Raw genomic sequence first — 26,118 nt, 5'->3', positions numbered from 1 at the left:
CATCGCAAGCGGCACGGCGGACGGGGTTACGGCGCTGTGCGGGCGGGATGGTGCCGGCGGCTGTGCAGGAGGCCGGCCACGCAGACCAGGACTTCTGCGGGTGGGTGGTCGGCGAGCAGACTCTCGAGCCGGGCCTCCAGGCGCCGGGTGCGTTCCTGCTCGTCCCGGTCCAGGGCCGCCATCACCCGCCGCCGCAGCAGCTCCTGGGGGCTCTGTCCCAGGATGGCCGCGGCCTGGCGCAGGGCCTGGTCGGCGGCGTGGTCCAGGGCGACGTTGAGCAGGACCTGGCCGTGCCGGTCGGGGTAGTGCGTGGTCAGGACGTCGATCGGCAGGCGTGCGCCCAGTCGGTGCCGCAGCGCGTGCAGGGCGCCACCGGGACTGCCGGCGCTGCAGACCGCCATGAGCCGGGTGCGGTCCGCGCTCGCGGCCAGGGGCACACCGCAGCGCGCCCGGCGGAGTTCACCGGGGGCGGCGGGCCTGGTCAACATGACCTCGACGGCGTGGTGCGTCACGGCCGGGCCGCCTGCCGTGTGCAGCCCGCGGGCCCAGGGCGTCGGGTAGTGGTGGGCAGGCGGGTATGGATGTGCTCGTGGTGGCGCAGCGGGTCGAAGCGCTCCCAGTCGGCCACCGCCAGGTCGGCGGCCGTAGGTGCGGCGGCGTGCTGCGGGCAGCGCTGCGCGCGCCAGCGCAGCTGCTCGGCGTAGGGGACGCGGTTGAGGTCGTAGACGGCCATGACCGAGGGAGGCAGGGCCAGTTGGCCGCTTGATGCGGTGGCCGGGACCAGCGCCCAGGTGCCGGCCGGAGCGCCGGGGGTGAGCAGCGGGCTGGTGCAGCGATCGCGGCGCCGGGTCTGCGCGATGCACTGGATCTCCTCCACCGGCCAAGAGGCGAGGTAGCGGAGATACAGCAGCTGCACGATGGGCCGTGCTGGCCGGCAGACGGCCGACGGGGACGCAGGGCTGTCCGTCGAAGCCGGGGGAGGGGTGAAGACGCCGGCGTCGATCAGACGGCGGGTGTTCACGGCCAGCGACCGGCGCAGTTCGGCGAGTTCAGGGGGAGTGGGGGGAGTGTCCCGGGCGGGGCAGACGACGGCGTGCGGCAGACGGCACCAGCTGCTGCCGTCCCCGGCCGGGTGGGCCACGCCGGAGCTGACGTGCCAGCGGCACACGGTGGGCACCCGGGTGGCCGGCAGTTCCTGGGGATGCAGACGGACGGCCCGCTCAGTGCTGCGGTGGTACCACTCGATCCGGTTGCCGCAGTCGCGGCACCGGCCGCATTGGCCGCAGCGCAGCAGCCGGCTGATGCCGTCAGGGCAGACCTGCAGTGAGCGGCGTACGCGGTGGGCGAGGGCCGGGCTGCCGTCCCAGTGGCGGGAGGCGGGAGGTGTGGAGCGCATGCCCGCGAACCTGCCAGCCAACACGCCGCATCCACGGCAGCGCTGCCGCCGGGTCACCTACCCGGCCGCACGCAGTGCAACGGGAGTGCGAAAGACAGGTTGTGCGTTCGAGGTCGTCTCGCTGGTTCGAGTGATCCGCGGCGGCCGCTCGGACCGGGGGTCAGCCTTCGCTGGGCCCGGGCAGGTCGTGCCCGCGGCACAGCGTGCTGAAGAGCTCGTCGAGCGGGGTGTCCAGGGCGTGGGCGAGAGCGTGCCAGGTCTTCAGGGTGCCGATGGTGCGCCCCTGCTCGATTTCGATGAGGGTGCGCCTGGCCAGGCCGCTGCGGGCGGCGAGCTCGTCATAGGTCCATCCGCGCGCGGCCCGCAGGCGCGCGAGTTCCAAGCGCAGCGCGTGGAGGTCCGGATCGGGCGGCAAGATCGTCACCCGTCCATCCGACGGGGCAGACCCCTGCCCTGTCAGTGCAGACCTCTGCCCTATTTCTGCAGGTCGCGACGGCAGTGGGAGGGCAGAGGTCTGCCCTATGGTGAGTGGCCGCCCACAGCTCCTGATGGGACCGGCGCGCAAGCACGAGGAGGAAAACGCGCCCATGAGGCAGCGCACAACATGCCCGGCGACGCCACGCGCCTGGACCGTGGAACTGCGCTCGCACCCCGGCGGGCTCGTCCTCGTCTGTCGGCAGTGCCCGCACGCCGGCGGACAGGTCACCGCAGCCTCTGCCCGCTCGGCCGCCCTCACCCACCTCGCACGCCATGCACGTAGCGACCTCGTCCCGCCCCACCTGAGGATCTGCCAGTGCCATGAACGCGGCTGCCGCTGGCATCCCCGCCACCGCGGCTGCGACGGCCCCATCCGCCTTCTCCTCGCCTGCGAACGCGGCGGACGAGTATGGCGACTCACCGACGCCTGCGGCACCTGCGCCGCCGCGACCGCCCAGGCCGCCGTCGTACCCGACACCGCCCCTGCCCGCACACCGCCGCAACCGCCCACCGCTCGGCGGCGAAAGCGCCACCCCCAAGGCCCGGGAGCGCAGACCCGCGTACGCGAAATGCTCAGCTACCTGGCCGCCGCACTTCCGACAGGTGCCTCGCCCGCCGCACGCCTGCTCGCTCTGCAATGCGCCCTGCGGATGAACGCCACCATGCACGTCCGGCTGCCCCAGGGCGTCCTGCGCAGTCTTCGTCTCAACAGCCCAGGCCCGTGGCACGAGCTGGAACGCGCGCGATGGCTGCGCACCGCCCCCGGATGCACCGCTGGCGAGGCCGTCGCCGAACTGCTCGACATCACGGTGCTCGGCCAGGCCCCCGCCCGCCCCGACCGCGTGCAAGCCGCAGACTGGGCGCTGCGCGCCAGCTCCCCGTCCGGGGCAGGGACCATCGGGCCGCTGCTGCAACTGGCCGTCGTCTACCTCGCAGCACACACCGATCCCGAGACCGGCCGCGGCCTGACCGAACTCGACCAGATGGCGCGCGCCTGCGGAACGCACCCCACACAACTGCCCGACATGCTCGACCGGCTGGCCCGGACCGGACTGGTCAGGTCATGGCAGCTCTGCCCGGACTCGGGGGACCTGCACTGGACCTGCCGGTGGCTCGATCCTCAGGCCGCGCGCCTGGCCGTCGCGAGGTAGGCGAACAACTGCGAAGGCGTGGCCAGGTTTCGAGATTTTATTACCGGACATGCCGTGTGGGGACCGAGGAGGGAAGCTACCTTCGCCGACGAGACGAGGAGGTCCCTTCAATGACCATCGTCCCCCGCCAGGTCGACTGGGCCGCCCAGATCCTCGGGCGCGAACTGGAGATCGTGCGCAAGGAACCGGATCAGTGTGGCTTTCAGGTCCAACCGAAGCGGTGGGCGCGGAGCGGACGCTGTCGTGGCTGACCGTCCACCGGCGTCTGGCGCGGGACTACGAAACCAGCCCCGCTCGCTCGGAGACCGTGATCCGCTGGGTGATGATCGGCATCATGCTTCGGCGACTCACCCGCAAAGGACCGGCTGTCCGCTCAGGCCCCCGACCGCTCACGCGGAGCTCTGCTGTATGGCCGGACTGTCCGCTGCTGGCGGACCTCTTGCTCCTCCTCATCACCAAGGAGCATGGTCTCCAGCGCGAGCAGGTCCCCCCGACTGAGCCAGTTGGCGGACCGGGATCGAGGGGGGCTCGGGCTGGGCGGTTCCCATGGCCGGGACTGCATCGATTCCAGTCGGCGAGTGCATGGCCGCCGGGGAGGCCCAGTCGATCCATGCCGACGTCAAAGGCCCTTCAGGACACGATCAAGTGCGGACCGGCCTGCGGGCCCCCAGTTCGCCTTGCCGCCGGGCAGGCCGCGATCCCCGGCTTGGCCCATCGCCATGAGGAACAGGCTCCTCATCGCGGCCAGTCCGCGTGCCCGTCGCACCGCTGCCTCGTCCGACTGTGCGTAGCTGTTGAAAAACCGTGAGGCGCCGCCCGCGGGGAGCAGCAGCCAGGCGGCCGCGAGGTCCCACGCCGGGTCGCCGGCGACGAGTGCCCCGAAGTCGACGACACCCGCCAATGTCCCGTCCGCGACGACGACGTTCGCGGGATGCAGGTCGCCGTGCACCCACACCGGTGGGCTCTCCCACCCCGGGGCCGCCACCGCTTCGCCCCAGACTTCACGGATCTCGTCGGCGAGGTCGGCAGGGGCAACGGCCTGGAAGAAGTGCTCGAAGCCGTCCGTGCAGTCCTTGGGGTGAGCGCCGAAGTCCGAAGCGGTCGGTGCGTCGGCGGGCGCCTCCACATGCAGCGCCCTGAGGAAGCCCGCCAGTGCCTCAGCCGCGTGGACGCCGCGAGTGATCGAGCCCTGGTCCAGCGGCGTGCCCTCGACCCACGTCATGACGGTCCAGATCTTGGGGAAGCGCTCGGACGGCGCACCGTCCCGAAGGGGGACAGGAATCGGCAGCGGCAGGCGCGCGGCCAGAGTCGGCAGCCACCGGCGCTCCTTGAGCTGCAGATCGGGGCTCGTGTCCATCCGCTGCATCCGGATGGCCAACTCGTTACCGAGGCGCCACATTTGGTTGCCCCAGCCGCCCGCCACTTCGCGGATCGGCAGCTCGGCCAAGTCCGGATGCTGTTCCCGAAGCAGGTCGCGGACCAGATCCTCGCTGATCTCAATCTCGGATTCGATCATGCCGAGTCACCGTACTTGAGGCAGGCGGAGGCCACCTTGCACTTCGGGAGATCCAGCTCCCCGGCTGGATCTCCCGAGCCCTCTGAAGAACCCGCAGACAAGCACTGCAGGCAGTGTTCGCCCGCCAACTGATGCGCTCGGCTCCGCCAACGGTCGGGCTCATCGTGGAGCGCAAAGTCACAGCGCCATCTGCAAAGATCTCAAACGCGGTCTCAGTCGACGAATCTTCGCATCCACTGGCGACGATACACACGATAACCGCTGCTAAGCGACTTAGTGATTTCCTCGCTGTAGATGGCCATAAATATCAAGGGGAAGGGAAGATTCCACCGGGTTGCCGCAAAGAAAGTCAACGGAATGGCAATGAGCCACTGGCAGGACAAGTCTGCGTAGAGAACATAGAGGGTGTCCCCTCCGGCTCTGAGCAAGCCATTCTGCAGCGTCATGCTCATCGCTCGGAATAAGAACACCACCGACAATGCGGCGGTGGCCTGCCGTGCAAGGTTGAGCGTGTTGGCATCTATATTGCCGTAGATTGCTGTAATCTGGAAGCTCGTCAGCAATATGAAAGTGCTGCAGGAGAGCGCAACCATGGCATTCCAGAGAAGTAGTGACTTGCTGATGCGCCAGGTGTGATCCCGATGGGAGCCTTCTCCGATGCTGCTCCCAATGATGACGGACGATGCTGTAGAGACCCCGTTTATGACGGCGATGGCGACCGACTCGATGGTGTTTACCATAGAAAGGGCGGCCAGATTCTGAGTGCTCGCCCGACCGACGATCATGATATAAGCAAGTAGTCCAGTCGCCCACGCTGCTGAACTGAGGGAGACAGGGCCGCCGACGACAACTATCTTTTTGAGTAGACCACTTTCCAGCCCAGTTCGAATGTCCTTGAGTCTGAAGGCTGCCGGGTGGTTTTTCCTGTATATGTGAATGACAAAAAGGAGGCACTCGGCATAGGTGCTGATCACGGTCGCCCAAGCCGCGCCAGCCAGTCCCAGATCAGGAGCTATGCTTATCCCGAAGATGAGGAAAAGGGCGAGTGTCACATGAAGGGCCACTCCACAAAGAGTGAACCTCATTGCAACCTTTGCTTCGCCGAAACACCGCAAGCTCGCAGCCAGTGCAGAGATTACTGCGAAGGGAACGATCATCAAGCTTACGATCCTGATGTATTCGGCACTCAGTGATGCCACAGTAGCGTCATCTGTGCTCATCCCGGCTACCCATTTTGCGCAGATGAAGCATGTAGCAGAGGCGAATGTGGCTATCCCGGCGGCAATGGAAACGTTGAGTGCTGTTGCCTGGCGCGTCTTTTCTGGACTGCCGTTCCCCCAAAACTGCGCGACAATAACAGCGCCCCCATCGGCCATTCCCAGGGTCGCCAGCATGATGACATAGATGACCCGACTGGCGTAGCCGATGGCTGCCACATCGTCCGTCCCCAGGTGCGAGACCAAGAATGAATCGATCAATGTCCTGGAGGAAGACAGCAGTGACTGCAGCATGACAGGGATCGCCGTAGTGCACAGCAGGGCGATGAATCCTCGGTTGAATGCCAGACGGAAGGTACTGCCAGCGGATGCCATGGCGTCGACGTCACGCATCAAGGGCCTGTAGGAAGGAGTCGCCGACCGTGAAGTGCCGGCATCTTCCCTGGTCATGTCCGTGTCCTCTGGTCGGCGGTACTAATCGCTTCGGCGCCGGGCTCGATGGCGGTAGGGGAAAGGTGCTCAGACGGGCAGACCTGATCAGAGTCCGTCACGGAGCTGACAGGAAAGCAAATTTTCCAGAATTAGAGAAAGGTTGCAACGGACGTTTTTGGCAGGATTTTCAGCAATTCCTGCAGGTGCCCTTGTTGGACCAGATTCCACTTCAGTCGGAGATCCTCAGGAAGACTGGTAAGGGTCTCAGGATGGAAGCTATCTATGAATTGCTTCATTTCCTCAATAAATGTGGCGTGGAACGCTGCATCAGCTACCGGGAGAATTTCCAGGAAATCGGCGAGGTCATCCATCAGGACGGAGCGGTCGTAGATGGCCTTGAACTCTGCCCATCGACCTCTCTGGGCGGACGACAGGAAGTCGCTGATGCTCCGGCAGCCAGCAATCCGATCGACTACACCAGGTATTTCGGTCCGCCGCTGGCTGATCGACCCGCTGCGGGCTCGCCAGACGTACACATGCTCGTGCAAGACGTCCACGGAAGTCGCCAGAAAATGGGCGGGGATCATCACCGGCGAGTCCTCGTAAAGCATGCTCTCCGGAAAGGACAAGGTGTGCTCATCCCAGAAGGATCGACGGAACACCTTGTTCCATGCCACACGGTCTGTGAGGAGCGACAGGTCCCTGGTGATGTGGACCCCGGTACGGGTCTCCGTCACCTGCTCGTACTGCCATGCCTGACTCAGTTCCGTACCGATGAGGCGCTGCACATTTCCTGTCACGAAGTCCGAACCGCTTGACTCGAGCAGGGAGACCATCTTCAAGTAGGCGCCTGGTACTACCCAGTCGTCGCTGTCCGCGAAGGCCAGATACTTCGTCTTCTGACACTCGGCCGCTCCTATGTTCCGCGCCCTGCCGAGCCCTCCGTGAGATGCCTCGATGAGCCGGAACCGGGAGTCCTCCGAAATCAACTCTTGGGCCAGCTCACGACTGCCATCGGTTGAGCCGTCGTCGACGAGGACGATCTCGATGCCTTCCAGCGACTGCATCCGCAAGGAGTCCAGGCATTCCCTCAGGTAGTCAACTACGTTGTAAACAGGTACCACCACGCTCAGAGTGGCCTTGGTCATCGGCTGTCCGTTTCGTCGTAGGCAGGGGGAACGCGCCGGGCTGTCGGCGATTTTGAAAAGGGCGTGGCCGTCATTGGCTCTCACGTGTGTCTGGCCAGGCTTTGGCGGGCAACGACCGCCATCCAGCAGGACATTCTCCATAGGGCGGTGGTCGTGCGCTGTGCCGCAAAAGGCTCTGCTCGGCTACCTCGGACGGCCCGTGCCGTCCGTGTTTCCACGGCGACACCGTTGAGCTGAACCGACACCCGCACTCGTCGGCGAGCGTCGGCTCTCCATACCCGCAGCCGGCAACGGAAGCTGGTGGTTGGTCGGGCCGCCCCAGAACCGCTGGACGTCATACTGTTGCGGAGAGCGGGACCGGAGGCCACACAAGGCCTCAGCCCACCGGCGGGTTCTGGGATCGGGCACATCATCCTCTATGGCTGCTGGCCACCGTCGGCAAGAACCAGGATCAAGCCCTCGTCTCCCTGAAGAACTACAGGCCACGCAGCGGGAATCGGATGCTGTTCGGCGGGCGGTTGATCTACCGCGGTCGACAGGATGATGTGCAGCGAGCTGCCATCCGTGCTCAGTGACTGGGGATCGGAAACCGTCAGTGTGTCGCTGCCCAGATTGAGCAACACGATGAACGTATCGGTTCCGTCTGTGCGGTGATAGCCCACTAGGCCTTCGGGGAGGCCCTCCAGGAGACGCTGCTCGCCGCCGTGAAGAGCCGGCGTGCGACGGCGCAGACTGAGCAGCGACCGGGTGAAGTTGAGCATGGACCGTCCGTCTTGGTGCTGAGCTGCGACGCTATGAGCTGCGGGGTCCGCGGCGAGGGGGAGCCATGGAGAGACCTCGTCGCTGGTGAAACCGGCGTGAGGTGCGTCGTGCCAGAGCATGGGGGCTCGCTGAGGGTCGCGTCCGAGATTCAGTCCCCCGCTCGCGAGAGCCCACGGATCTTGAATGAGATGTGGTGGCACGGTGGCGTCAGGCAAGCCCAGTTCGTCGCCGTAGTAGATCGTGGGTGTGCCCCGCAGCGTGAGAAGAAGCAGCATCGCCACCCGGGCCTGTTTCACCCCGACGCGAGAAGCAATGCGCGGCTCGTCGTGATTGCCCAGTACCCAGCTGGGCCAGGCTCCTGGCGGTACGGCTTGATCCACCGCACGGATGAAGCTGTTGACCTCTCCGGCCTCCCACTTGGACTGCAGTAGGCCGAAGTTGAAGGGCATGTGCAGCTCGTCGAGGTCCGCACCGTAGTACGTGGCCCATTCCGCCCAGTCGAAGACGTGGATCTCACCGATAGCGATCCGCTGACTTGTAGAGGAGTACGAGTCGAGCAGCGCACGAAGATCGCGGTATATGCCGTGGACGTCTTCGTGTCCCTTGTCGTAGAGGTGTATCTGCTCGTCGTACTTGCCGTATGGCCGGTGCATGGAGAGGAGGCCGGTGTCGGCCGGCGGGTTGTCGCGGAACGCGGGGTCTTTCATGAGGAAGTGGGCGCAGTCGATGCGGAAGCCGTCGACGCCGAGGTCGAGCCAGAAGCGCACCACGTCGAACATCGCCCGTTGGACCGCGGGGTTGCGCCAGTTGAGCTCTGGCATGGTGGGCAGGAAGGAGTGCAGGTAGTACTGCCCGGATCTTTCGTCGAATGTCCAGGCGGGGCCCCCGCCGAAGAGGCTCAGCCAGTTGTTGGGAGGCCCCCCGTCGGCAGCTGGGTCCCGCCACACGTACCAGTCGCGGTGACCATTGTCCCGTCCTGAGACGGATTCCTGGAACCATGGATGGTCACTGGAGGTGTGATTGGGCACGAAGTCCACCAGGACTCGGATACCCCTGTCGTGTGCTTCCGCGAGGAGGTGCTTGAAATCGTGCAGGGTTCCGAAGAGCGGATCGACGGCGCAGTAGTCGCTGACGTCGTACCCGAAGTCACGCATGGGCGACTGGTAGAAGGGCGACAGCCATACTGCATCCGCGCCCAGATCACGGATGTGATCGAGCCGTCGGGTGATGCCTCGCAGGTCGCCGATGCCGTCGTTGTTTGAATCGGCGAAGCTGCGTGGGTAGATCTGGTAGATGACGGCCTTCCGCCACCAGTCGGTGTCGCCGCTCATGCCGCGGTCTCGCGCTGAGCGGGCCGGAAGATGGTGTCCAGCATGGGGAGTTCAGGGCTGTCTCCCAGATGGCTGATCACGTCGGCCAGCCCGCTTTCCAGCGTGACCAGTGGTTCGTAGCCCAGCCCTCGCAGTTTGGACACGTCTGCGACCAGGCGGTACGTGTCCTCGGTGATGTCGTCATTGACGACTGTCTCCGGTGTCCGGCCTGTCACCATGCCGATGGCCGCCACCAGTTCACGCAGGGAGGTCTCCTGCCCGGACCCGAGGTTGTACACCTGCCCGTCGACGCCATGGGCTGCGATGAGCAGCAGGCCGGAGACGATGTCGTCGACGTGGACGAAATCCCTGGTCTTCCGATCCATGTCACCGGTGATCTGGATGGGTTGGCCGTTGAGGTGCCAGCGCAGGTACTGCCCCACCTCGGCACCTGCCCGACGGGGGTCCTCGCCCGGCCCGTAGATGACGAAGGCCCGCCCGATGGCCGCGGAGATCCCATAGGTCTCCACGAACGCTTTCACCGTGTACTCGCCCGAGAGCTTGGAGGCCGCGTACGGGTAGTAGGGGGCCACCGGGTGGTCCTCCGCGATGGGGAACGCCTGAGGCTTGCCATATGTCATCGCCGACGACAGGTAGACGAGCCGGCAGCCGGTGTCGCGTACGGCCTCGCAGACGTTGAACGTGCCCAGGGCGTTCGTTTCGAAGTCCAGACGCGGATTCACCACCGACACGGTGCCGCTGGGGTTTCCTGCAAGATGGAAGACAAGTTGGGCGTCCGCGAGGGCAGCGCGGGTCTGCAGCCCGTCCCTCAGATCGGCCCTGCGGTAGTGGGCACCGTCCGGCAGCTCACCGAGTTGGTCCTCGGGCCGGACATCGACGACATGCACCTCGTGGCCCGCTGAAGCAAGCGTGCGGACCAGGTTCTGGCCCACAAACCCAAGCCCTCCGGTCACGGCCACCACTCGATGATGTAAGGCACTGGCCATGGATGACTCCTCGGTCGGTTCGGTCGCCACTGATCACCTTCGGGCGGCCAGCAGGTTAGACCGGGCCTGCTCGGCTGAGCCAGGGCCACATGCTGGCTCACCGGAGCGCGATGGCTGATTCTGTTCGCAGGACTGTTCAATGCATGTGTTCCATCTGTGAGTTCCGGTCCGGCGGGACGCTCCGACATGTCCCTTTCGGGACGGCAGGAGCGTTGCGGTAGAGGAGTCGTTTTCCCTGGCCACTGCCTCACAGGGCCGCTTTGTTCGGAAGATCGAACACCTCATTCCGTGTCTGGCGGGACGGTGAAGATGCCCTTTTGAAACTGACCGAGATTATGCACTTGACGTCGCTAGAAACCGCTATCTACTATCAGTAAACGATCTTCCGACGGGGGAAATCTAACGGGAAATGTTCGGGTTACCTGAAATTCACATGCGGTCGGATGCGGCCATGCGTGATGACTTCTAAGGTGAATCCCAAGCTGGAAATTTTCACGTGTAAGCAAAGTCTGCATATGAAGGTCGTCAAGAACGGGGTGAGGGCTTTGGGGCTATTGGTCAGCGAAGTGGAACCGACTCCCCGCCCTTCTCCTCGAACGTTGGCGGCCCCCTCCGCGACGGCGGCCCCCTCCGCGACGGCGGCCGCCGTCGCGGGCCGGACCATCTGGCACCTGAACACCACGGCCACCGGCGGCGGTGTTGCGGAGCTGCTGGACAGGTCGATCGGGCTCCACAACGATGCAGGCCTTCGCACCCGGTGGCTCGTGCTGTCCGGCGAGCCCGATTTCTTTGCCGTGACGAAGCGACTGCATCACCGCCTGCACGGCAGCCCGGACCCGGGAGGCCCTCTCGGCCCGGCCGAACGGAAGACCTACGAAACCGTCACGCAACGCCAGGCCGAAGAGGTGATGACGTGGGTGACGGCTGGCGACGTGTGCGTGCTCCATGATCCTCAGACACTGGGCCTGGCCCCTCTCCTCGCTGCCGGAGGGCTGTGCGTGGCGTGGCGCTGCCACATCGGGACAGCAGCGCACTCCGAAACCGTGCGGGAGACCTGGCAGTTCCTGGAGCCCTACCTGCATGCCCCCAGTCGCTGCGGCTTCTCGGTTCAGGGGTATGCACCGCGGCATCTGGAACAGCAGGAAGGAAAGGTCGTCGTCCTGCGGCCCTCGATCGACCCAGCCGCAGCAAAGAACCAGCCCCTGACCGATTCCGCGGTGCATCAGCTGCTGAAGGCCATCGGGCTGGAAGCCTCCCCCGACAGCGGGGGCCCGGATGAGCGCGCGGCACAGGTCGTGCAGGACCAGCCGCTGCCCGCCGGCGCGCCAGTGCTTCTGCAAGTCTCCCGGTGGGACCCCCTGAAAGACATGGCCGGAGTGCTGCGGGCCTTCTCGACGCACATCGCACCGGCTCGAGCGGATGCCCATCTCGTTCTGGCCGGCCCGGAGCCCGCAGACATCCCGGATGACCCGGAGGGCGCCGAGATCCTGCGACGTCTCCGCCGGACATGGGCGGCGACGGACCCCGCGGTGCGTCAGCGGATTCACCTTGTCACTCTGTCTTTGAAGGACACCGAAACCAACGCGCAGATCGTCAACGCCCTGCAACACCGGGCGACCGTCGTTGCGCAGAAGAGTCTGCAGGAAGGTTTCGGCCTCACCGTCACCGAGGCGATGTGGAAGGGCAGGGCCATCGTCGCCAGCGCGGTCGGCGGCATTCCGGCCCAGATCCGCGATGAGCGCGAGGGCCTGTTGATCCGTGACCCCCGGGACCTGCAGGCCTTCGGCCAGGCCGTCGTGCGGCTGCTGTCGGATCCGCAGCTGCGCCAGAGACTCGGCACGGCCGCCCGACGCCGCTGCGCCGAGCATTTCCTCATCGACCGGGAGTTCATGGACTACTGCGCGCTCTACGACAGCCTGGTACCACGCCACTTGCCCTAGGAGGAGCCGTGAGCAAAACCCCCATTGTGGTCATTGGCGCAAGCAGCGGCTTCGGTGCGGCTTTGGCCAAAGATTTGGCGCGTCGCGGGCACATCGTCATGGCAGGCGCGAGAACGCCCGTGGAGCTGGGGAATGGGGTGATTTACCGTCAGGTCGATGTCACCTCCGAAGAAAGCGTCAGTGCCTTCTTCAAGCAAATGAAGAACGAGTTACCCGTCCCTTACGGATTCGTCTACTGCCCCTCTGACGCTTCTGCGGTCGGCTACGGATGGGACGTTCCCATCGGTGAAGTCGAACACGTCCTCGACGTCAGCTTTCTCGGCTTCGTCCGATGCATTCAGCACATCGTCCCGGCGATGCGGCAGGCAGGACGTGGCAGTGTCCTGGCCATCGGATCACGCGGCGCCCGCGTCCCCGTGGACATGCTGGCCGCCTACTGTGCGGCCAAGGCCGCGCTCGAACAGCATGTGCGATGCCTGGCCGAAGAACTCGCCGACACTCACATCTGTGTGAACGCGCTGGGGATAGCCGCTGAAACACCCCTGGCGCGTGAGCATTTGAAGCGTAAGCAGCAGGCTCTGGGCAGGTCCGACCCGTACCCGCCACTGCCTGACGCACGCGACAACCTTCCCTTCGCCCGCTTCCTGCTCACCCCGGAGGCGCAGCACATCTCCGGCCAGGTTATGGACGCCAGGCCCCCGGCTTGGACCTGAGACATGACCGCATCCCGGGGTGGCACCGGCCGGCCGGCTGCCATTCAACACGCTGCCCACCCACAACCGATGAGGCATGCCATATGGAAAGCGCTGTGCAGTCCGTAACCCGTTCTCTGCCAGCCCCGCACCAGCGCCACGCCGCAGCGGATGGTCTGCTGCGCCACGGCGAGGACGAGCCCAAGTGGCTCGTCCGGGCCGCGAAGCCCGTCCACTACGAAGTGCGCATGGTCGACAACCTCCTCGACCCCTCGCGCTACGACCTTGCCCGGGCCGGCACCACCGAGCGCACCGACAACCGTCGGTTCATCGTGCTGGACGCCCGTCTCGAACCGCTCTACGGAGCCCCCTTACGGACCTATCTGGAGGCGCACCAGCTGCACCCCCATCTCTGCGTCCTCCCGGTGGAGGAAGGCAGCAAGACCATGGACAGCGTCTCCCACGTGGTCCAGGAACTCGACCGGTTCGGCATCGCGCGACGACACGACCCCATCATCGCCATCGGCGGCGGGGTGCTCCTCGACATCGTCGGATTCGCCGCCAGCTTGTACCGCCGCAGCACGCCGTACGTCCGCATCCCCACGACGCTGATCGGCCTCGTCGACGCCGGGGTGGGGGTCAAGACGGGTGTCAACTTCGGGAGCCACAAGAACCGACTGGGCACCTACTTCGCCCCCGCTCTGGCGCTCCTCGACAAGACGTTCCTGGCCACGCTCGACGAACGCCACGTCCGCAACGGGCTCGCCGAGATCCTGAAGATCGCGCTGATCAAGGACGTGCGCCTCTTCGAACTCCTCGAAACGCACGGGACTGACCTGGTGGAGTCCAGGATGCAGTCGCAGCCGGCGGAGGGCGACGCGGGACAGGAGGTTCTGGAACGCGCCATCCACGGCATGCTGGAAGAACTGCAGCCCAACCTCTGGGAGAGCGACCTGCAGCGCCTGGTCGACTACGGCCACACCTTCAGCCCCACCATCGAGATGCAGGCGCTGCCGGACCTTCTGCACGGCGAGGCCGTCAACATTGACATGGCCCTGACGTCCGTGATTGCCCGTCGGCGGGGACTCCTCACAAGCGAGGAACAGCAGCGCATCGGACGTGTCATGCGCCAACTGCAGCTTCCGCAGTATCACCCGGTCTGTGACGTCGAGAGTCTGGCTGCGGCACTCGAAGACACCATCCGCCACCGCGACGGACTGCAGCACCTGCCCCTGCCGACCGGCATCGGAACGGCCTGCTTCGTCAACGACGTAACGGTCAGCGAGATCTCCCAGGCAGTCGCCGTCCTCGCCGCCGGAGGCCTCGATGCCGAATGAACTTCTCCTCGCCGACCTGGCCCTGCCATCGGCGGTCTACGGCGTCCACGGAGCACCCGGCCTTACCCAGTGGAGGTCATTGGCCAGCGGAACCGGCCTGCGCGGCCCGTATGAGGCGGTCGAGTGGGCCTGTGTCCCCCCGGGCGGTCTGAGCGGCGAACACCTCCACAGCCGCACGGAAGAGGTCTACGTGCTCCTCACGGGAGAAGGCGAAGCGCTGCTCAACGGACGTCCCCAGCCGGTGCGGGCGGGCGAAGTGATCCTGACCGGCCTTGGTGCCACCCATGGCCTGCGCAACACCGGCCCCGACGCGCTGAGCTGGCTGACCATCGAAATACCGGCACCCCGCACCGTCAGACTCGCCCACTCGCTCAGGAAGGACGCGACACCGATGCCGCTGCCCGACGGCAAGGCGACCATCATCAACCTCCAGCACGAGAAAGATGTCGATCCCCGCTGCGTTCTGCAGGGCCCCCTGAACAGAATCCGGCTACTACGCCTCGCACCGGGCCAGTCGGAGCAGCTGCCCAGCCATGGCACCGAGCACACGGTCTTCGTACTCGCCGGCGAAGCAACAGCCACTGCACACTCCCGCGAAGTCCCGATCCGCAAAGGCATGGCGGTCACGACGTCCGGCGGCGAGTCGCTGTGCATCACGGCGGCCACTGAAGGATTCGAAGCTGTGTGTGCCAGCTTCGAGATCCTGAGGCGGCATCATGAGGGGGAGCTGGCACCGTGATTGTGACAGACAGCGGTGCAGCAACGACTGTCCTCGGTGAGGGCCCGCCCCGCCGGTGGCGGTCGCTCGCCCGCCGCGGCATGCTGTTCAGCGAGTGCGAGTCGATCGACCACGTGGCACTGGAGCCGGGCGGCCTACTCCAGGCCGACCCAGAGGCCGGAACAGAGTATCTCTGGTATCTGATCCGAGGCGATGCCACCTTCCACGTAGACGCCCATGGCCCCGGCCGCACCGTGAGCACCGGCCATGCGGTCCTCGTCCCCAGAGGAAGCCACGGGCGCCTGGAGTCCGTCTCGAGCACGGAACTCATCGTGGTGACGTGCGTCCCGGATGCTGTGGCGCACCGTCTCCCGCCGCGTGCTCCCTCTCTCACGGCACCCGCTCGAGGCATCCCCACCGCGACCAACGTCGACCACATCGCGTACACCGTGCCGGACTTGGACGAGGCCGTCCGCTTCTTTGTCGACGTCCTCGGAGCGGACCTGCTCTACCGGGAGGAGACCATCCGCTCGGACAGCGACGACTGGATGCGCGAGGCCCTCAACGTACATCCCCGCGCCACCACAGATATCGCCATGCTGCGGCTCGGCCCGGTCACCAACATCGAGCTGTTCGAATACACCGCTCCAGACCAGAACCGCGTCCTGCCCCGCAACAGCGATCACGGCGGCCACCATCTGGCCTTTTACGTACGGGACATCGACGAGGCCACGGCCTACCTGCGTAAGCAGCCAGGTGTACAAGTCCTGGGGGAGCCTCGGTTGGTGACGGCCGGCCCCATCGCGGGGGACCGCTGGGTCTACTTTCTGACCCCCTGGGGCATGCAGATGGAACTGATCAGCTTGCCCGCGCACCTCCCTTACGAGCAGGAAACCCTCCACCGGCGATTCGGACCGTGCGAATCCTGGTCACCTGCACAGCGGCCGGCTGAGGGGGACAGGTAGGTGGAGATCGGTATTTCGCTCCCCACGACCTCGCCCGAAGCGTGGGACCCGGGCCTTGCCTCATTGGCGTGGAAAGCCGAAGAGGAAGGCGCCGCATCACTCTGGGTCAACGATCACCTGGCCATGGTCCAGGACAGCAAAGCCCCTTATCCCTACAGCGCAGACAAACGCATGACATGGCAGGCCACGGAGCCACAGCTGGAGGCACTGGCCTGCCTGGCTCACGTCGCCGCCGTGACCACCGTCGCACGGTTGGGGACGGCGGTGCTGATCCTGCCGCAGCGGCACCCGGTCGCCGTGGCCAAGGCCGCAGCCACCATCGACGTCCTCTCGGCCGGACGGCTGACACTGGGGATCGGCGCAGGCTGGCTGGCCGAAGAGATGCAGGCTCTCGGGTATTCCTTCGAGGACCGAGGCTCCCGGATGGACGAGTGTGTGGCAGTCCTGCGGGCCGCGTGGACGGGACGCATCGACGTGGCCACGGCTGCGGTCGACGGGCAGTTCAGCCCCTCCGTCAACCTGCTGATGTATCCGCGGCCCGTCCAGAAAGCGGGACCGCCGCTGCTTGTTGGAGGTATGAGTGCGCCTGCGCGTCGGCGCGCCGCACGCATCGGGGACGGCTGGCTGGCGGTTGCCGACGCCGCCGACGTGTCTGCCCGCGCACTCGCGGCACACGTGGAGGAGATTGCCGCAGCGCGGGAAGCGGCCGGCAGAACGAGCAGGTTCACCAACGTTCTGAAGATCAATTGTGTTCAGGTGTCCGAGGACGGAGCTGTACGGGCGGCTGCCGCCGCCCGTACGGCGGGCTTCGACGAGGTGGTACTCGACGTTTCCTGGCGGGTTCCGGATCAGGCCTTCCGGTGCCTGCACGCCGCCGTCAAGGCCACCGCATGAGCACGCAGCACACAAAACCGATTGGAGACCGCATGTCCCTCTTCTCCGGCACCAACTGCGTGGTCACCGGGGGGACCCGGGGAATCGGTGAAGCAGTCGCCCGCCGATTCGTCCGGGCGGGCGCCACGGTCGTGCTGACCGGCCGAACCGCCGACGCGGCCCAAGAGGCGGCCGAGCAGCTCTCCGAGCGGGGTCCCGGCAAGGCCTACGGCCTGGGCTTTGACCTGGCATCTCCCGACGCGGTGGTTGCCGCGGCTGACCAGATGGAGGAGCTGCTGGGAGGCATCGACGTCCTTGTCAACAACGCGGGAATCGCGACGCTGCACCGATTCGTCGACGTGCCGGTCGGCGACTTCGATGCTGTGTTTGCGGTCAACGTGCGCGGTTCCTTCGTCCTGTCCCAGGCCGTTGCCCAGAGCATGGCGGACCGGGGCGGTGCCATCATCAACATCTCCAGTCAGGCCGGACACCAGGGACAGGCCCTCGTCTCGCACTATGCGGCGTCGAAGGCGGCGCTGCTGGGCCTCACCAAGTGCATGGCACTCGAACTCGCTCCGGCGATCCGGGTGAACGCGGTCTGCCCCGGCATCATCGAAACAGACATGATCCAAGAGGACTTCAAGAGACAGGCAACGCTACTGGGGGGCGAGGCGGAGCAGGTCCGGGACCGCACCCTGGCACGCATCCCGCTCGGCCGTTTCCAGCAGGCGGAAGCCATTGCCGATGCCGTTGCCTTCCTGGCCTCTCCTGCGGCGCAGGAGATCACCGGGCAGGTCCTGCATGTCAACGGCGGCATGACCACGAGCTGACATTTTCTATCAACTACCCGGAAAGGGGCGGGTGATCGCGTGACGACACCACTGCCGGCGTCCATTCCCGACGGCCGGGCATGCGTCTCGGCCGTCGTGTGGGACATGGACGGAACGTTGATCGACTCGGCGTCGGTGGTCCCCGACTCCTTCTGCCAGACGGTCGAGGAACTGGGAGGAAGAACGCGCAGCCGAGCCGAGATCGTGGCTCTGTACTCACTCGGCCCACCACGTGCGATGCTGAGCGAGCTGCTCAACCGCCCCTGCAGTGATGCGGATGTCGACCTGTACCACGACATCCTCGCCCGCCGTGCCACCGCAGTGTCGGCGTGCGACGGCATCAAGGCCGTTCTCGACCAGCTCCAGGCCACCGTCCCCATGGCGGTCTTCACCGGCGCGAGCCGGCAGGCGGCTGAGATCCTCCTGTCAGCCGCGGGCCTGCTTGGCTACTTCGCGGTTCTGGTCGCAGGTGACCAGGTGGCGAACCCCAAACCCGATCCGCAGGGGATCCTCAAGGCCTGCTCTCTTGTCCCGGCTGAGCCCCGCCGCAGCATCTACGTCGGAGACGCCCCCACCGACCTGGAGGCAGCACGTCGGGCCGGCGCCGTCGGCGCTGCCGCAGGATGGGGACATCTCTACGACCCCTCAGCTCTGGCGGACCTGCACCTGCGCAGGCCCGCCGACCTGCTCACCCACCTGTCTCCTGCCAACAGCGAAGGAAGCGCGTGATGCGGCGCGCCGTGCAGCCGACCGGATCACCAAGCCACCCTCGCGGAGGCTCAGCCTGGCAGGCCGTTTTCGACGTACTCCTTGAGCCATGCGCAAAAGCCGGGACCAATGTCCGGGCGCTCGCACGCCAGTTGCACGATCGAGCGCAGGTAGTCCTCGCGGTTGCCGGTGTCGTAGCGTCGCCCGGAGAAGACGACACCGTGGACGGTGCTGCCCCTCTGGGCGAGGACGCGAAGCGCATCGGTCAGCTGGATCTCGCCGTTTCGGCCGGGCTTCGTCTCCTGCAGCACCTCGAAGACCTCTGGGTCGAGGACGTAGCGGCCGATGACCGCCAGGTTGCTGGGAGCCGCGCCGATGCCGGGCTTCTCGACCAGATCCAAGATCTCCAGGACGTCCCGGTCCTCGGCCCAACTGCCCGGCACCCGCTGCACGGATGCGCAGCCGTACAGATGGATCTGCGCCGGGTCGACCTCCATCAGGGCAAGAACACTTCCGCCCAGCTCCTGGCGAACATCCATCATCACCTCCAACAGCCGGTCCCGAGGATCGATGAGGTCGTCTCCGAGGAGCACGGCGAAGGGCTGGTCTCCGACATGCGGCTTGGCACACAGCACCGCGTGCCCCAAACCCAGCGGCTGGCCCTGGCGTACGTAGTGCACATCGGCCAGTCGAGAAGACGCCTGGACCGACTCGAGTGCTGACAGTTTGCCCTTTTCGACCAGCACGTCCTCCAGTTCGTATGCGCGGTCGAAGTGATCCTCCACCGGACGCTTGTTCCGCCCTGTGATCATGAGCACGTCGCTGATCCCGGATGACGAGGCCTCCTCGATCACATATTGGATCGCCGGCTTGTCAATGACCGGCAGCATCTCCTTGGGCGTCGCCTTCGTCGCGGGAAGAAAACGGGTTCCGAGTCCCGCGACAGGTACGACCGCTTTTCGTACGCGATTGCGTTCATCACTCATGATCTCGACGTTAGAACCTGCGCTTGTGGACGGTCAAGGATGGTCATGCGAATGAATCGAGGAGGGGAGAAAGTTAACATGAAAGCGCTTGCACGCTGGTGATCATCTGAGCTAGCGTAATTGAAGCGTCGAATGAAGCGCCTCTGGATCTGGAGGAGTGCTGCTCCGCTTATCCGCTGCTCATGTGCACAGGCGCGGACTCCCGATGACGGAGTTCCGGGCACTCTCTTCACCGACTCGTTGAACGGGGTTCACCGTGGTGCAACTCATGCCGAATGATACTCGAACGCTGGCAAAGGCTGTTGCGGACAGCATCGTTGTCTGGGAGGATATCGCAGCTAAAGGCGCGGCAATCGTCTTCTGGAAATGGTCCCGAGAGTGGCTTGAACCCGTCAGTCAGTCGCTCGCCGATATTTCCGACCTGGAAGTGTCCGAAAGCGCGACCAGGCTCCGAAAGAATCCGGGTGACGGCAAAGCGTACGCTGACCTGCAGCGTGACCTGTGCCGTCTTGCCGACAGGTCTCCGGATGCCGTTCGTGACCTCTTCAGCATCGCCTGGAGGGGGGAGTGCAATTCAAGGCTGGGGTATTACGCAGGAAACGCGTACGACCCGGGAACTCCCGAGCTGAGCCTGGACGACGTCCGAAAAATAGCGGCCCCTCCTGCCGCCACCGGTACGGGCGAGGGAGCCTCGGTCCTCGTCGTCGTCCCGTTCCGGGACAGCAGTGACACCGGATATCGGATTCGGAACATAATAGCCTGCCTGCAGGCCATAGCCGACCAATCCGTATCGCGCGATCATTACGACGTGACGGTCGTCGAATGCGATGAGAAACCTCGCTGGAAGAGCCTCCTCGAGCCGCTCGCTGACAACTACCTCTTCGCCCCCCACGTCGGGCCCTTCAACCGCTCGTGGGCGATCAACACAGGGGTGCGCAATTCACCCGGCGACCATGATGTGATCTGCATGCTGGACTCGGACGTGTTCGCAGACCGTGACTTCATCGAACGGAATATGGAGAGGTTCCTGCGCCCCGGCGTACAGGCACTCCTGCCCTACCGCGAGATGTTCTGCCTGGACCCGCAGGCGACCGGGGCTGCGCTGAGCGATCGGCTCGAACGCCGGCTTGCCGCTCCGGCAGAGGAACGCCTGCGAGGCTTCCTGGTCCGGCGACCCCCGGGCCTGTGCATGTGGATCCGCCACACGGCGTTCGACCGGGTCGCAGGGATGGACGAGCGGTACGAGGGCTGGGGCGGGGAGGACACGGACTTCGCGCTGCGACTCAGTGTCAATGCGCCCCTCGATCGCCACGACGACCGCTTGATCCACCTCTACCACCCCTCGTCGTCCAGCCTGGTCGACGGCAAGGTCGTCAATGCGCACATTCCCCTCATGACCTGGCCGAAGGACTCGGAAATCGGGCGGATTGACCGATACGCCGACACGGTCCGAAACCAGGAGGGCTAGAGGATGCCGGCATCGGCATCATCACAGTCCATTCAGCGGTCCCGTTTCATGGATGCAACGGCAATCTACGTTGCTGTCGGCCTCTTGCTCAACTCGGCATTCGCTGCACTCATGTCCGTCGGCCTGGCCCTTCATCTCGACGGGCTGGGCGCTTCAAAAGCGCATATTGCCCTCTTCTTCGTCCTCAACGCCCTGGGGTCTGCTGCACTCAATTTGACGCTGGGGCGATGGATGATCCGCCGCGGGTCCCGGAGGGGTGGGATATCCGCTAATTCTGCGATGGCGGCAGCAGGAATGTGGGGAATGTCGCTGGCGCACCCAGCGGGGCTCGACTACCTGCTGGGGCTGACGATCGTGTGCAGCACTGTGAACTATCCGCAGTACATTTCCATTGCCGCTTCGGGGACCGGGTCGGCCTCGCGCAGAATTAGCACAGCTCGCACGCTCTGCGTCGTCGGATACCTCGGCGGGCTCGGGCTGTTTTCCCTCGCAATCAAACTGAACGAGAGCGTCACACCGGTGCGAGTAGCCGCTGTAGTGGCGGTCTTGAACGCCATCCTGGCCTGGTTGCCCAGGAAGGAAGGACTTGACACTGAGTCCGACCAGAAACACACTAAGGATGATGCGGACCGCGCGCGCATAGCGCTGGGTATTCTTATATCCTCGGCGTCCGCTGTTCTCTTGCTTCGATCCGTCGATAACCTGCGCCAGGTTTACCTTCCCCTCTATGCAGTCTCAAATGGAATATCCGAATCAAAGATCTCGACGCTGATCGCCCTGACCTCAGTGGTAGAGATTCCTGCACTCCTGGCAATCGGGTTCCTTGCGGACAAGACGGGAAGTAGAAAAGGGCTTGTTGTGGTGGCCCTGATAGGGGCGGTATCTTTTGTGCCGCTCGCCTGTGGTGGTAGCTATCCGTGGCTGCTGTTGGCGCAGATTGCTTATGCTCCATTCACCGCTGGCTTCCAAAGCCTCGCCATTGTCCTCATGGGAGAGGTATTACCGGCCGGGATCAAGGACGGTGCCATCGCCTATATGGTGTTGGTGCAAGTGGGATCGATGTTTGGGATTCTTGCCCCACTGCTCGTCCCTGGATATACCTCCGAGATATTTTTCATCGCCGTCCTTTCATGCCTCGCGGCAACTCTTCTGCTCGCTCACGGAGCCCGGACGCAGAAGTCCGGAGCGGAAATGCGTGAAGCCCGGCCGATCGGAAGGAAATGATGCCGACCATCCTCATCACGGGTGCGACGTCCGGCCTGGGAGAGCATCTGGCGAATCGATTCCTCTATGCCGGCTGGACGGTGCTGGCTCACGGACGCCACAGCGACAAGCTGGCAGCCCTGGCACACGGCGCCGCTCAGGAAAACCTGCGGCTCTACCAGGCAGACCTGGGATCGCTGGACGAAGTCCGGTCGCTGGCCGACACCGTGGCGCAGGAAAATCCCCGCCTGGACGTCCTGGTGAACAACGCCGGGGTGGGCTACGGACCCCTCGGAGAAGGTCGGCAGATCAGCAAAGACGGGTACGAGCTCAGGCTCGCCGTGAACTACCTGGCGCCCATGCTCCTGGCCACGCTTCTGATGCCGACGCTGGCGGCCTCCCGCCCGGCACGCATCGTCAACGTGGGTTCAACGAACCAGGGTCCCTTCGATACCACCGACGTGCAGCTGGAGAACCACTACACACGCGAAAGCGCCTACCAGCGTTCGAAGATGGCCTTGGCTGCCGGCACGTTCGACCTGGGACACGAGCACCAGCACTCCGGCATCGCCGTGCACTGCGTGCACCCGGCCACCCGCATGGACACCGCCATGGTCCGCGACAGCGGAGTCTCACCAACGACCTCGATTCAGCAAGGCGCAGACGCAGTCGTGCAGGCCGTCACCAACCCCTCGCTTTCCACCCGCACGGGCCTCTTCTTTGACGGAACCACAGAGACGACCGCCCATGCCGATGCCTACAACCCCCGCTTTCGAGCGTGGCTGCGCTCGACAACGCACCACCTGCTGGCGGACCGCCTCTCCACCTCTCACCTTCAGGAGCAACCATGGAACTGAGCATGTCCGGAGCTAACACGCTGCTGGTCACGCCGTTCGACGCGGACTGGGAACTTGACCTTCCCTCACTGACGTCGCTCACCGAATACGTACTCGCAGGCGGCGTACACGGAGTGATCGCCCTGGGCAGCGCGGGGGAATTCTTCGCCCTGTCCACCCAAGAGCGTGTCCAGGTCATGAAGCACGTGGTGCAGACCGTCGATGGCCGTGTGCCAGTGACGGTCGGAATCGGAGCGGACAGCACCGCCAACGCGATCGAACTGGGTCTTCAAGCACAAGCCGCGGGCGCCGACTGCGTCCTTGTGGTGCCGCCCATGTACTTCGACCAGTCGCCCGAGGCACAGGTCATCCACTTCACCGCCATCCTCAACGCGCTGGACATCCCCGCGATGCTGTACGACGGCGCAGGCGGGGTCAGCATCACACCTGACACCATTGCGCGTGTCGCCGCGCAGGCCCCCAACGCCCAGTACGTCAAGGTCGCGACCCCCGACCCCCAGCGTTCGGCGGAAATCCTCAAGGCCGCGCCCACGGTAACGCCCTTCGCCGGCGACGACATGCTTCTGCTTGCCGCACTGCGCAACGGCGCCCTGGGAAGCGCCACGGCGATCGGCAACCTCGAGCCCAAGACACTCTCCGACCTGCACACAGCGCACCTCGAGGGTGACCTCAAGCGGGCCACCGCCCTGTACGCGCAGCTGGCTCCCGCCATCATGGCGACCTCGGCGCCCAAGGTCGAATTCATCGTTCGCATCAAGGCGATCCTGGCCGCGGCCGGTGTCATCGCCACGGACCGGGTCCGGTCCCCCCTCCACGGCCTTGACCAGGAGGCGCGTGACGAACTCCTGGCTGTGGTCCGCTCCGTAGCCGCCTGAACGCGATCAACGCAAGCGCTCGATCAACAGCCAACACTGAGCACACAAGACTGGAGAGTCCGATGGCACACCTGACCATAGGCCGGCACCACGTATCCGCCTCCACACAGGCCTACGTGATCGCTGAGATCGGTCACAACCACGAGGGGAGCCTCGACAAGGCCGAAGAACTGTTCCGTGCCGCGGCCGCGGCTGGCGCCCAGGCGGTGAAGCTGCAGAAGCGCGAGAACAAGGACCTCTTCACCAAGGAGATGTACAACCGCCCCTACACGGGCCGGAACAGCTACGGAGCAACCTACGGTCTGCACCGCGAGGCCCTGGAATTCGGCCACGCCGAGTACTCACATCTGAGCCAGGTGGCGAAGGAGCTCGGACTCGACTTCTTCTCCACGGCCTTCGACATTCCCAGCGTCGACTTCGTCGTGGAACACGACCTGCCCGCCATCAAGATTGCCTCCGCCGACCTGACCAACACTCCGCTGCTGGCCTACGCGGCCAAGACCCAGCGGCCGCTCATCGTGAGCACGGGAGGCGGCAGCATGGACGATGTCCGCAGGGCATGCGAGACCGTCCTGGAACACAACTCCCGGCTGGCGCTCCTGCAGTGCACCGCCGTGTACCCGGCAGCGCCGGCCGACCTGAACCTCTCGGTGATCAACACCTACCAAGAGGAATTCCCCGACGTCGTGGTCGGCTTCTCCGGACACGATCTCGGCCCTGAGCTGAGCTGGATCGCCTACGCGCTGGGCGCACGGGTGATCGAGAAGCACTTCACGCTCGACCAGAGCAGCCCGGGCAGCGATCACCACTTCTCACTCGACCCTGCCCAACTGGCTGAGCTGGTTTCTGGACTGCAGCGCACCCACCAGGCCATCGGCTCACCCGCGAAGGCGGTCGGCGGCAACGAGGAAGCGGCCATTCAGAAGATGGGCAAGAAGCTCGTCGCGGCCCGAGCCCTGGAAGCAGGACACGTCCTGCAGGAGAGCGACGTGCTGGTCAAGTCGCCCGGCGACGGCCTTCCGCCCTACCTGCTGCCCCAGATCGTCGGACGCCGGCTGATTGCGCCGATTCAGGCGGACGAGGGATTTGAGCTGGAGTCCCTGGAACCCCTCCCGGCCAAGGTGTAGTGGCAACGACAGCGGCAGTGCTGACAAGCCTGCCTCGTCAGGGAGGCTCATGTGAACCCGAAGGCTCTTCTGTTCGACTTCGACGGGTTGATCTGTGACACGGAGCGGGCAGCCTTCCGGTCCTGGCAGGAGACCTACGACGCCATGGGGCAGACCTTCCCCCCCAGCCTGTGGCGAACGATGGCCGGCAACGCGCACGGAGAAGACCTCGCAGCATCTGATCTCGCCGCCAGGATCGGGCAGCCGCTGGGGCCACGGGCGCTCGACAAACGCCGCCAAAGGAAACTCGAACTCAGCCAGGCCGAACCCCTCAGACCAGGCGTGGCAGACCTCCTGGAACAGGCCGAGCGACTCGGCGTCATGTGCGCTGTCGTCTCAAGCTCCCGCCGCGAGTGGGTCCACCCCCATCTGTCACGCCTGCACGTGCGCCCCTTCTTCACAGCAGTCGTGACCGGAGACATGGTCGCCCGAACCAAGCCGGCCCCCGACGCCTACCTACTCGCCCTGCACACGCTGGGGGTGTCCCCGAACGAGGCACTCGCTTTCGAAGATTCGCCAACCGGAGTCCGGGCGGCCGCGGATGCTGGAATCGACTGCATCGCCGTTCCCAACGCGGTTGCCTTCGACGCTGCGTACCAGGGAGCAAGCCAGCAGGTCACCTCACTGACCGACTTTTCCCTGGACGCTCTGTCCGACTGAACGATCACGCTGCGCCGTCCATACATGGCTCGCACCAGACCCGGGAGGTAGCCATGGGCGAACTCGAGTCCCAGCTCACCCATATCGCCTTCCTGGGGCGCGGCTACGTCGCAGACTTCTACATGGCGACCATGCCGAACCGCCCAGACCCTGTCCCGTGAGGCGTCTACGACTGGGATCCGGAACGGCTGTGCAGATTCAGCGAGTTCCACGCAGTCCGATGGTGTCTCACGTGATGGTGTAGCCGATCAAGGTGTGGGAATGCACGGGCGTCTGTCCGGGGCGCACACCTGACGCGGGTGGCCGCTTTCTGAACAAGGAGCGGGCCATCGTGCAACTCCCCCTGCTAAAACGCCAGTTCAAGCGGATGGAGTGCACGATGGCCCTGTCTCAACCTGACCTGATACGCCGGCTGGAGTCGCTA

The 26,118-nt window shown here is 65.2% G+C and carries 25 protein-coding genes; 16 read left to right on the top strand and 9 right to left on the bottom strand.

All coding sequences use genetic code 11. The annotated features are described in order from the left end of the window. Positions 1-26: 26 nt before the first annotated feature. From P2Q00_RS42720 to P2Q00_RS42710, 3 genes are all read right to left on the bottom strand, one after another. Entirely contained in the window at positions 27-512 is a 486-nt protein-coding gene (locus tag P2Q00_RS42720; protein ID WP_275780155.1) for a hypothetical protein, read from the bottom strand. After that, positions 509-1,396 carry a DUF6083 domain-containing protein gene (locus P2Q00_RS42715; protein ID WP_275780154.1) on the bottom strand — a complete coding sequence of 296 codons (888 nt, stop codon included), beginning with the start codon at positions 1,394-1,396 and terminating at the stop codon, positions 509-511. The genes P2Q00_RS42720 and P2Q00_RS42715 overlap by 4 nt, the downstream gene beginning before the upstream one ends. A gap of 160 nt (positions 1,397-1,556) precedes the next feature. After that, on the bottom strand, positions 1,557-1,820 hold the full coding sequence (locus tag P2Q00_RS42710) for a helix-turn-helix transcriptional regulator (protein WP_275780153.1): 264 nt from the start codon (positions 1,818-1,820) through the stop codon (positions 1,557-1,559). 163 nt (positions 1,821-1,983) lie between these two features. Between P2Q00_RS42710 and P2Q00_RS42705 the strand changes: the two genes are divergently transcribed. Next, positions 1,984-3,024 carry a hypothetical protein gene (locus P2Q00_RS42705; protein WP_275780152.1) on the top strand — a complete coding sequence of 347 codons (1,041 nt, stop codon included), beginning with the start codon at positions 1,984-1,986 and terminating at the stop codon, positions 3,022-3,024. Positions 3,025-3,134: 110 nt separating this feature from the next. Continuing rightward, positions 3,135-3,275, top strand: coding sequence for a hypothetical protein (locus tag P2Q00_RS42700; RefSeq protein WP_275780151.1), 141 nt, complete (start codon positions 3,135-3,137; stop codon positions 3,273-3,275). 368 nt (positions 3,276-3,643) lie between these two features. Here the strand turns inward: P2Q00_RS42700 and P2Q00_RS42695 are convergent, their stop codons facing one another. The 5 genes from P2Q00_RS42695 to P2Q00_RS42675 all read right to left on the bottom strand — a co-directional run bounded on the left by P2Q00_RS42695 (position 3,644) and on the right by P2Q00_RS42675 (position 10,416). Next, complete coding sequence (locus tag P2Q00_RS42695) at positions 3,644-4,540, bottom strand: aminoglycoside phosphotransferase family protein (RefSeq protein ID WP_275780150.1); 897 nt, start codon at positions 4,538-4,540, stop codon at positions 3,644-3,646. Between the two features lie 212 nt (positions 4,541-4,752). Continuing rightward, a complete protein-coding gene (locus P2Q00_RS42690; RefSeq protein WP_275780149.1) occupies positions 4,753-6,150 on the bottom strand; it encodes an MATE family efflux transporter in 1,398 nt (465 codons plus the stop codon). A gap of 188 nt (positions 6,151-6,338) precedes the next feature. After that, positions 6,339-7,337 carry a glycosyltransferase family 2 protein gene (locus P2Q00_RS42685; RefSeq protein WP_275780148.1) on the bottom strand — a complete coding sequence of 333 codons (999 nt, stop codon included), beginning with the start codon at positions 7,335-7,337 and terminating at the stop codon, positions 6,339-6,341. A 416-nt stretch (positions 7,338-7,753) separates the two neighbouring features. Continuing rightward, on the bottom strand, positions 7,754-9,430 hold the full coding sequence (locus P2Q00_RS42680) for an alpha-amylase family glycosyl hydrolase (RefSeq protein ID WP_275780147.1): 1,677 nt from the start codon (positions 9,428-9,430) through the stop codon (positions 7,754-7,756). Next, positions 9,427-10,416 (bottom strand): NAD-dependent epimerase/dehydratase family protein, encoded by a 990-nt coding sequence (locus tag P2Q00_RS42675; protein ID WP_275780146.1) that lies wholly within the window; start codon positions 10,414-10,416, stop codon positions 9,427-9,429. Before P2Q00_RS42675 ends, P2Q00_RS42680 begins: the two co-directional genes overlap by 4 nt. A gap of 515 nt (positions 10,417-10,931) precedes the next feature. Between P2Q00_RS42675 and P2Q00_RS42670 the strand changes: the two genes are divergently transcribed. From P2Q00_RS42670 to P2Q00_RS42635, 8 genes are all read left to right on the top strand, one after another. Beyond that, positions 10,932-12,356, top strand: coding sequence for a glycosyltransferase (locus P2Q00_RS42670; protein ID WP_275780145.1), 1,425 nt, complete (start codon positions 10,932-10,934; stop codon positions 12,354-12,356). An 8-nt stretch (positions 12,357-12,364) separates the two neighbouring features. Continuing rightward, positions 12,365-13,069 (top strand): SDR family NAD(P)-dependent oxidoreductase, encoded by a 705-nt coding sequence (locus P2Q00_RS42665; RefSeq protein ID WP_275780144.1) that lies wholly within the window; start codon positions 12,365-12,367, stop codon positions 13,067-13,069. 95 nt (positions 13,070-13,164) lie between these two features. After that, entirely contained in the window at positions 13,165-14,385 is a 1,221-nt protein-coding gene (locus tag P2Q00_RS42660) for a sedoheptulose 7-phosphate cyclase (protein ID WP_275780143.1), read from the top strand. Beyond that, on the top strand, positions 14,375-15,124 hold the full coding sequence (locus tag P2Q00_RS42655) for a cupin domain-containing protein (RefSeq protein WP_275780142.1): 750 nt from the start codon (positions 14,375-14,377) through the stop codon (positions 15,122-15,124). Before P2Q00_RS42660 ends, P2Q00_RS42655 begins: the two co-directional genes overlap by 11 nt. After that, the gene (locus P2Q00_RS42650) at positions 15,121-16,068 is read left to right on the top strand and encodes a VOC family protein (RefSeq protein WP_275780141.1); all 948 of its coding nucleotides are present in this window, start codon (positions 15,121-15,123) and stop codon (positions 16,066-16,068) included. Before P2Q00_RS42655 ends, P2Q00_RS42650 begins: the two co-directional genes overlap by 4 nt. Then, positions 16,069-16,962: a TIGR03619 family F420-dependent LLM class oxidoreductase gene (locus P2Q00_RS42645; protein ID WP_275780140.1), complete on the top strand. Its 894-nt coding sequence runs from the start codon at positions 16,069-16,071 to the stop codon at positions 16,960-16,962. 32 nt (positions 16,963-16,994) lie between these two features. Then, the gene (locus P2Q00_RS42640; RefSeq protein WP_275780139.1) at positions 16,995-17,771 is read left to right on the top strand and encodes an SDR family NAD(P)-dependent oxidoreductase; all 777 of its coding nucleotides are present in this window, start codon (positions 16,995-16,997) and stop codon (positions 17,769-17,771) included. A 39-nt stretch (positions 17,772-17,810) separates the two neighbouring features. After that, entirely contained in the window at positions 17,811-18,500 is a 690-nt protein-coding gene (locus P2Q00_RS42635) for an HAD family hydrolase (RefSeq protein WP_275780138.1), read from the top strand. 50 nt (positions 18,501-18,550) lie between these two features. Here P2Q00_RS42635 and galU read toward each other — a convergent pair whose 3' ends face one another. Further along, positions 18,551-19,465 (bottom strand): UTP--glucose-1-phosphate uridylyltransferase GalU, encoded by a 915-nt coding sequence (gene galU, locus P2Q00_RS42630; RefSeq protein ID WP_275780137.1) that lies wholly within the window; start codon positions 19,463-19,465, stop codon positions 18,551-18,553. A 268-nt stretch (positions 19,466-19,733) separates the two neighbouring features. Here galU and P2Q00_RS42625 point away from each other — a divergent pair, with 268 nt between their 5' ends. The 6 genes from P2Q00_RS42625 (at position 19,734) to P2Q00_RS42600 (ending at position 25,694) form a co-directional block, all read left to right on the top strand. Continuing rightward, positions 19,734-20,933, top strand: coding sequence for a glycosyltransferase family 2 protein (locus tag P2Q00_RS42625; RefSeq protein WP_275780136.1), 1,200 nt, complete (start codon positions 19,734-19,736; stop codon positions 20,931-20,933). 48 nt (positions 20,934-20,981) lie between these two features. Beyond that, complete coding sequence (locus tag P2Q00_RS42620; protein WP_275780135.1) at positions 20,982-22,157, top strand: MFS transporter; 1,176 nt, start codon at positions 20,982-20,984, stop codon at positions 22,155-22,157. After that, positions 22,154-22,993: an SDR family NAD(P)-dependent oxidoreductase gene (locus P2Q00_RS42615; protein WP_275780134.1), complete on the top strand. Its 840-nt coding sequence runs from the start codon at positions 22,154-22,156 to the stop codon at positions 22,991-22,993. Before P2Q00_RS42620 ends, P2Q00_RS42615 begins: the two co-directional genes overlap by 4 nt. Further along, complete coding sequence (locus P2Q00_RS42610; protein WP_275780133.1) at positions 22,984-23,868, top strand: dihydrodipicolinate synthase family protein; 885 nt, start codon at positions 22,984-22,986, stop codon at positions 23,866-23,868. Before P2Q00_RS42615 ends, P2Q00_RS42610 begins: the two co-directional genes overlap by 10 nt. A 62-nt stretch (positions 23,869-23,930) precedes the next feature. Then, a complete protein-coding gene (locus P2Q00_RS42605; RefSeq protein WP_275780132.1) occupies positions 23,931-24,995 on the top strand; it encodes an N-acetylneuraminate synthase family protein in 1,065 nt (354 codons plus the stop codon). Between the two features lie 51 nt (positions 24,996-25,046). Then, the gene (locus P2Q00_RS42600; RefSeq protein ID WP_275780131.1) at positions 25,047-25,694 is read left to right on the top strand and encodes an HAD family hydrolase; all 648 of its coding nucleotides are present in this window, start codon (positions 25,047-25,049) and stop codon (positions 25,692-25,694) included. The last annotated feature ends 424 nt before the right edge of the window (positions 25,695-26,118 follow it).

Source organism: Streptomyces coacervatus (assembly GCF_029223485.1).
In the GTDB taxonomy this organism is placed as follows: Bacteria; Actinomycetota; Actinomycetes; order Streptomycetales; family Streptomycetaceae; genus Streptomyces; species Streptomyces coacervatus.
The sequence above is the reverse complement of the archived record's forward strand: the minus strand, read 5'-3'. Positions and strand labels throughout refer to the sequence as shown.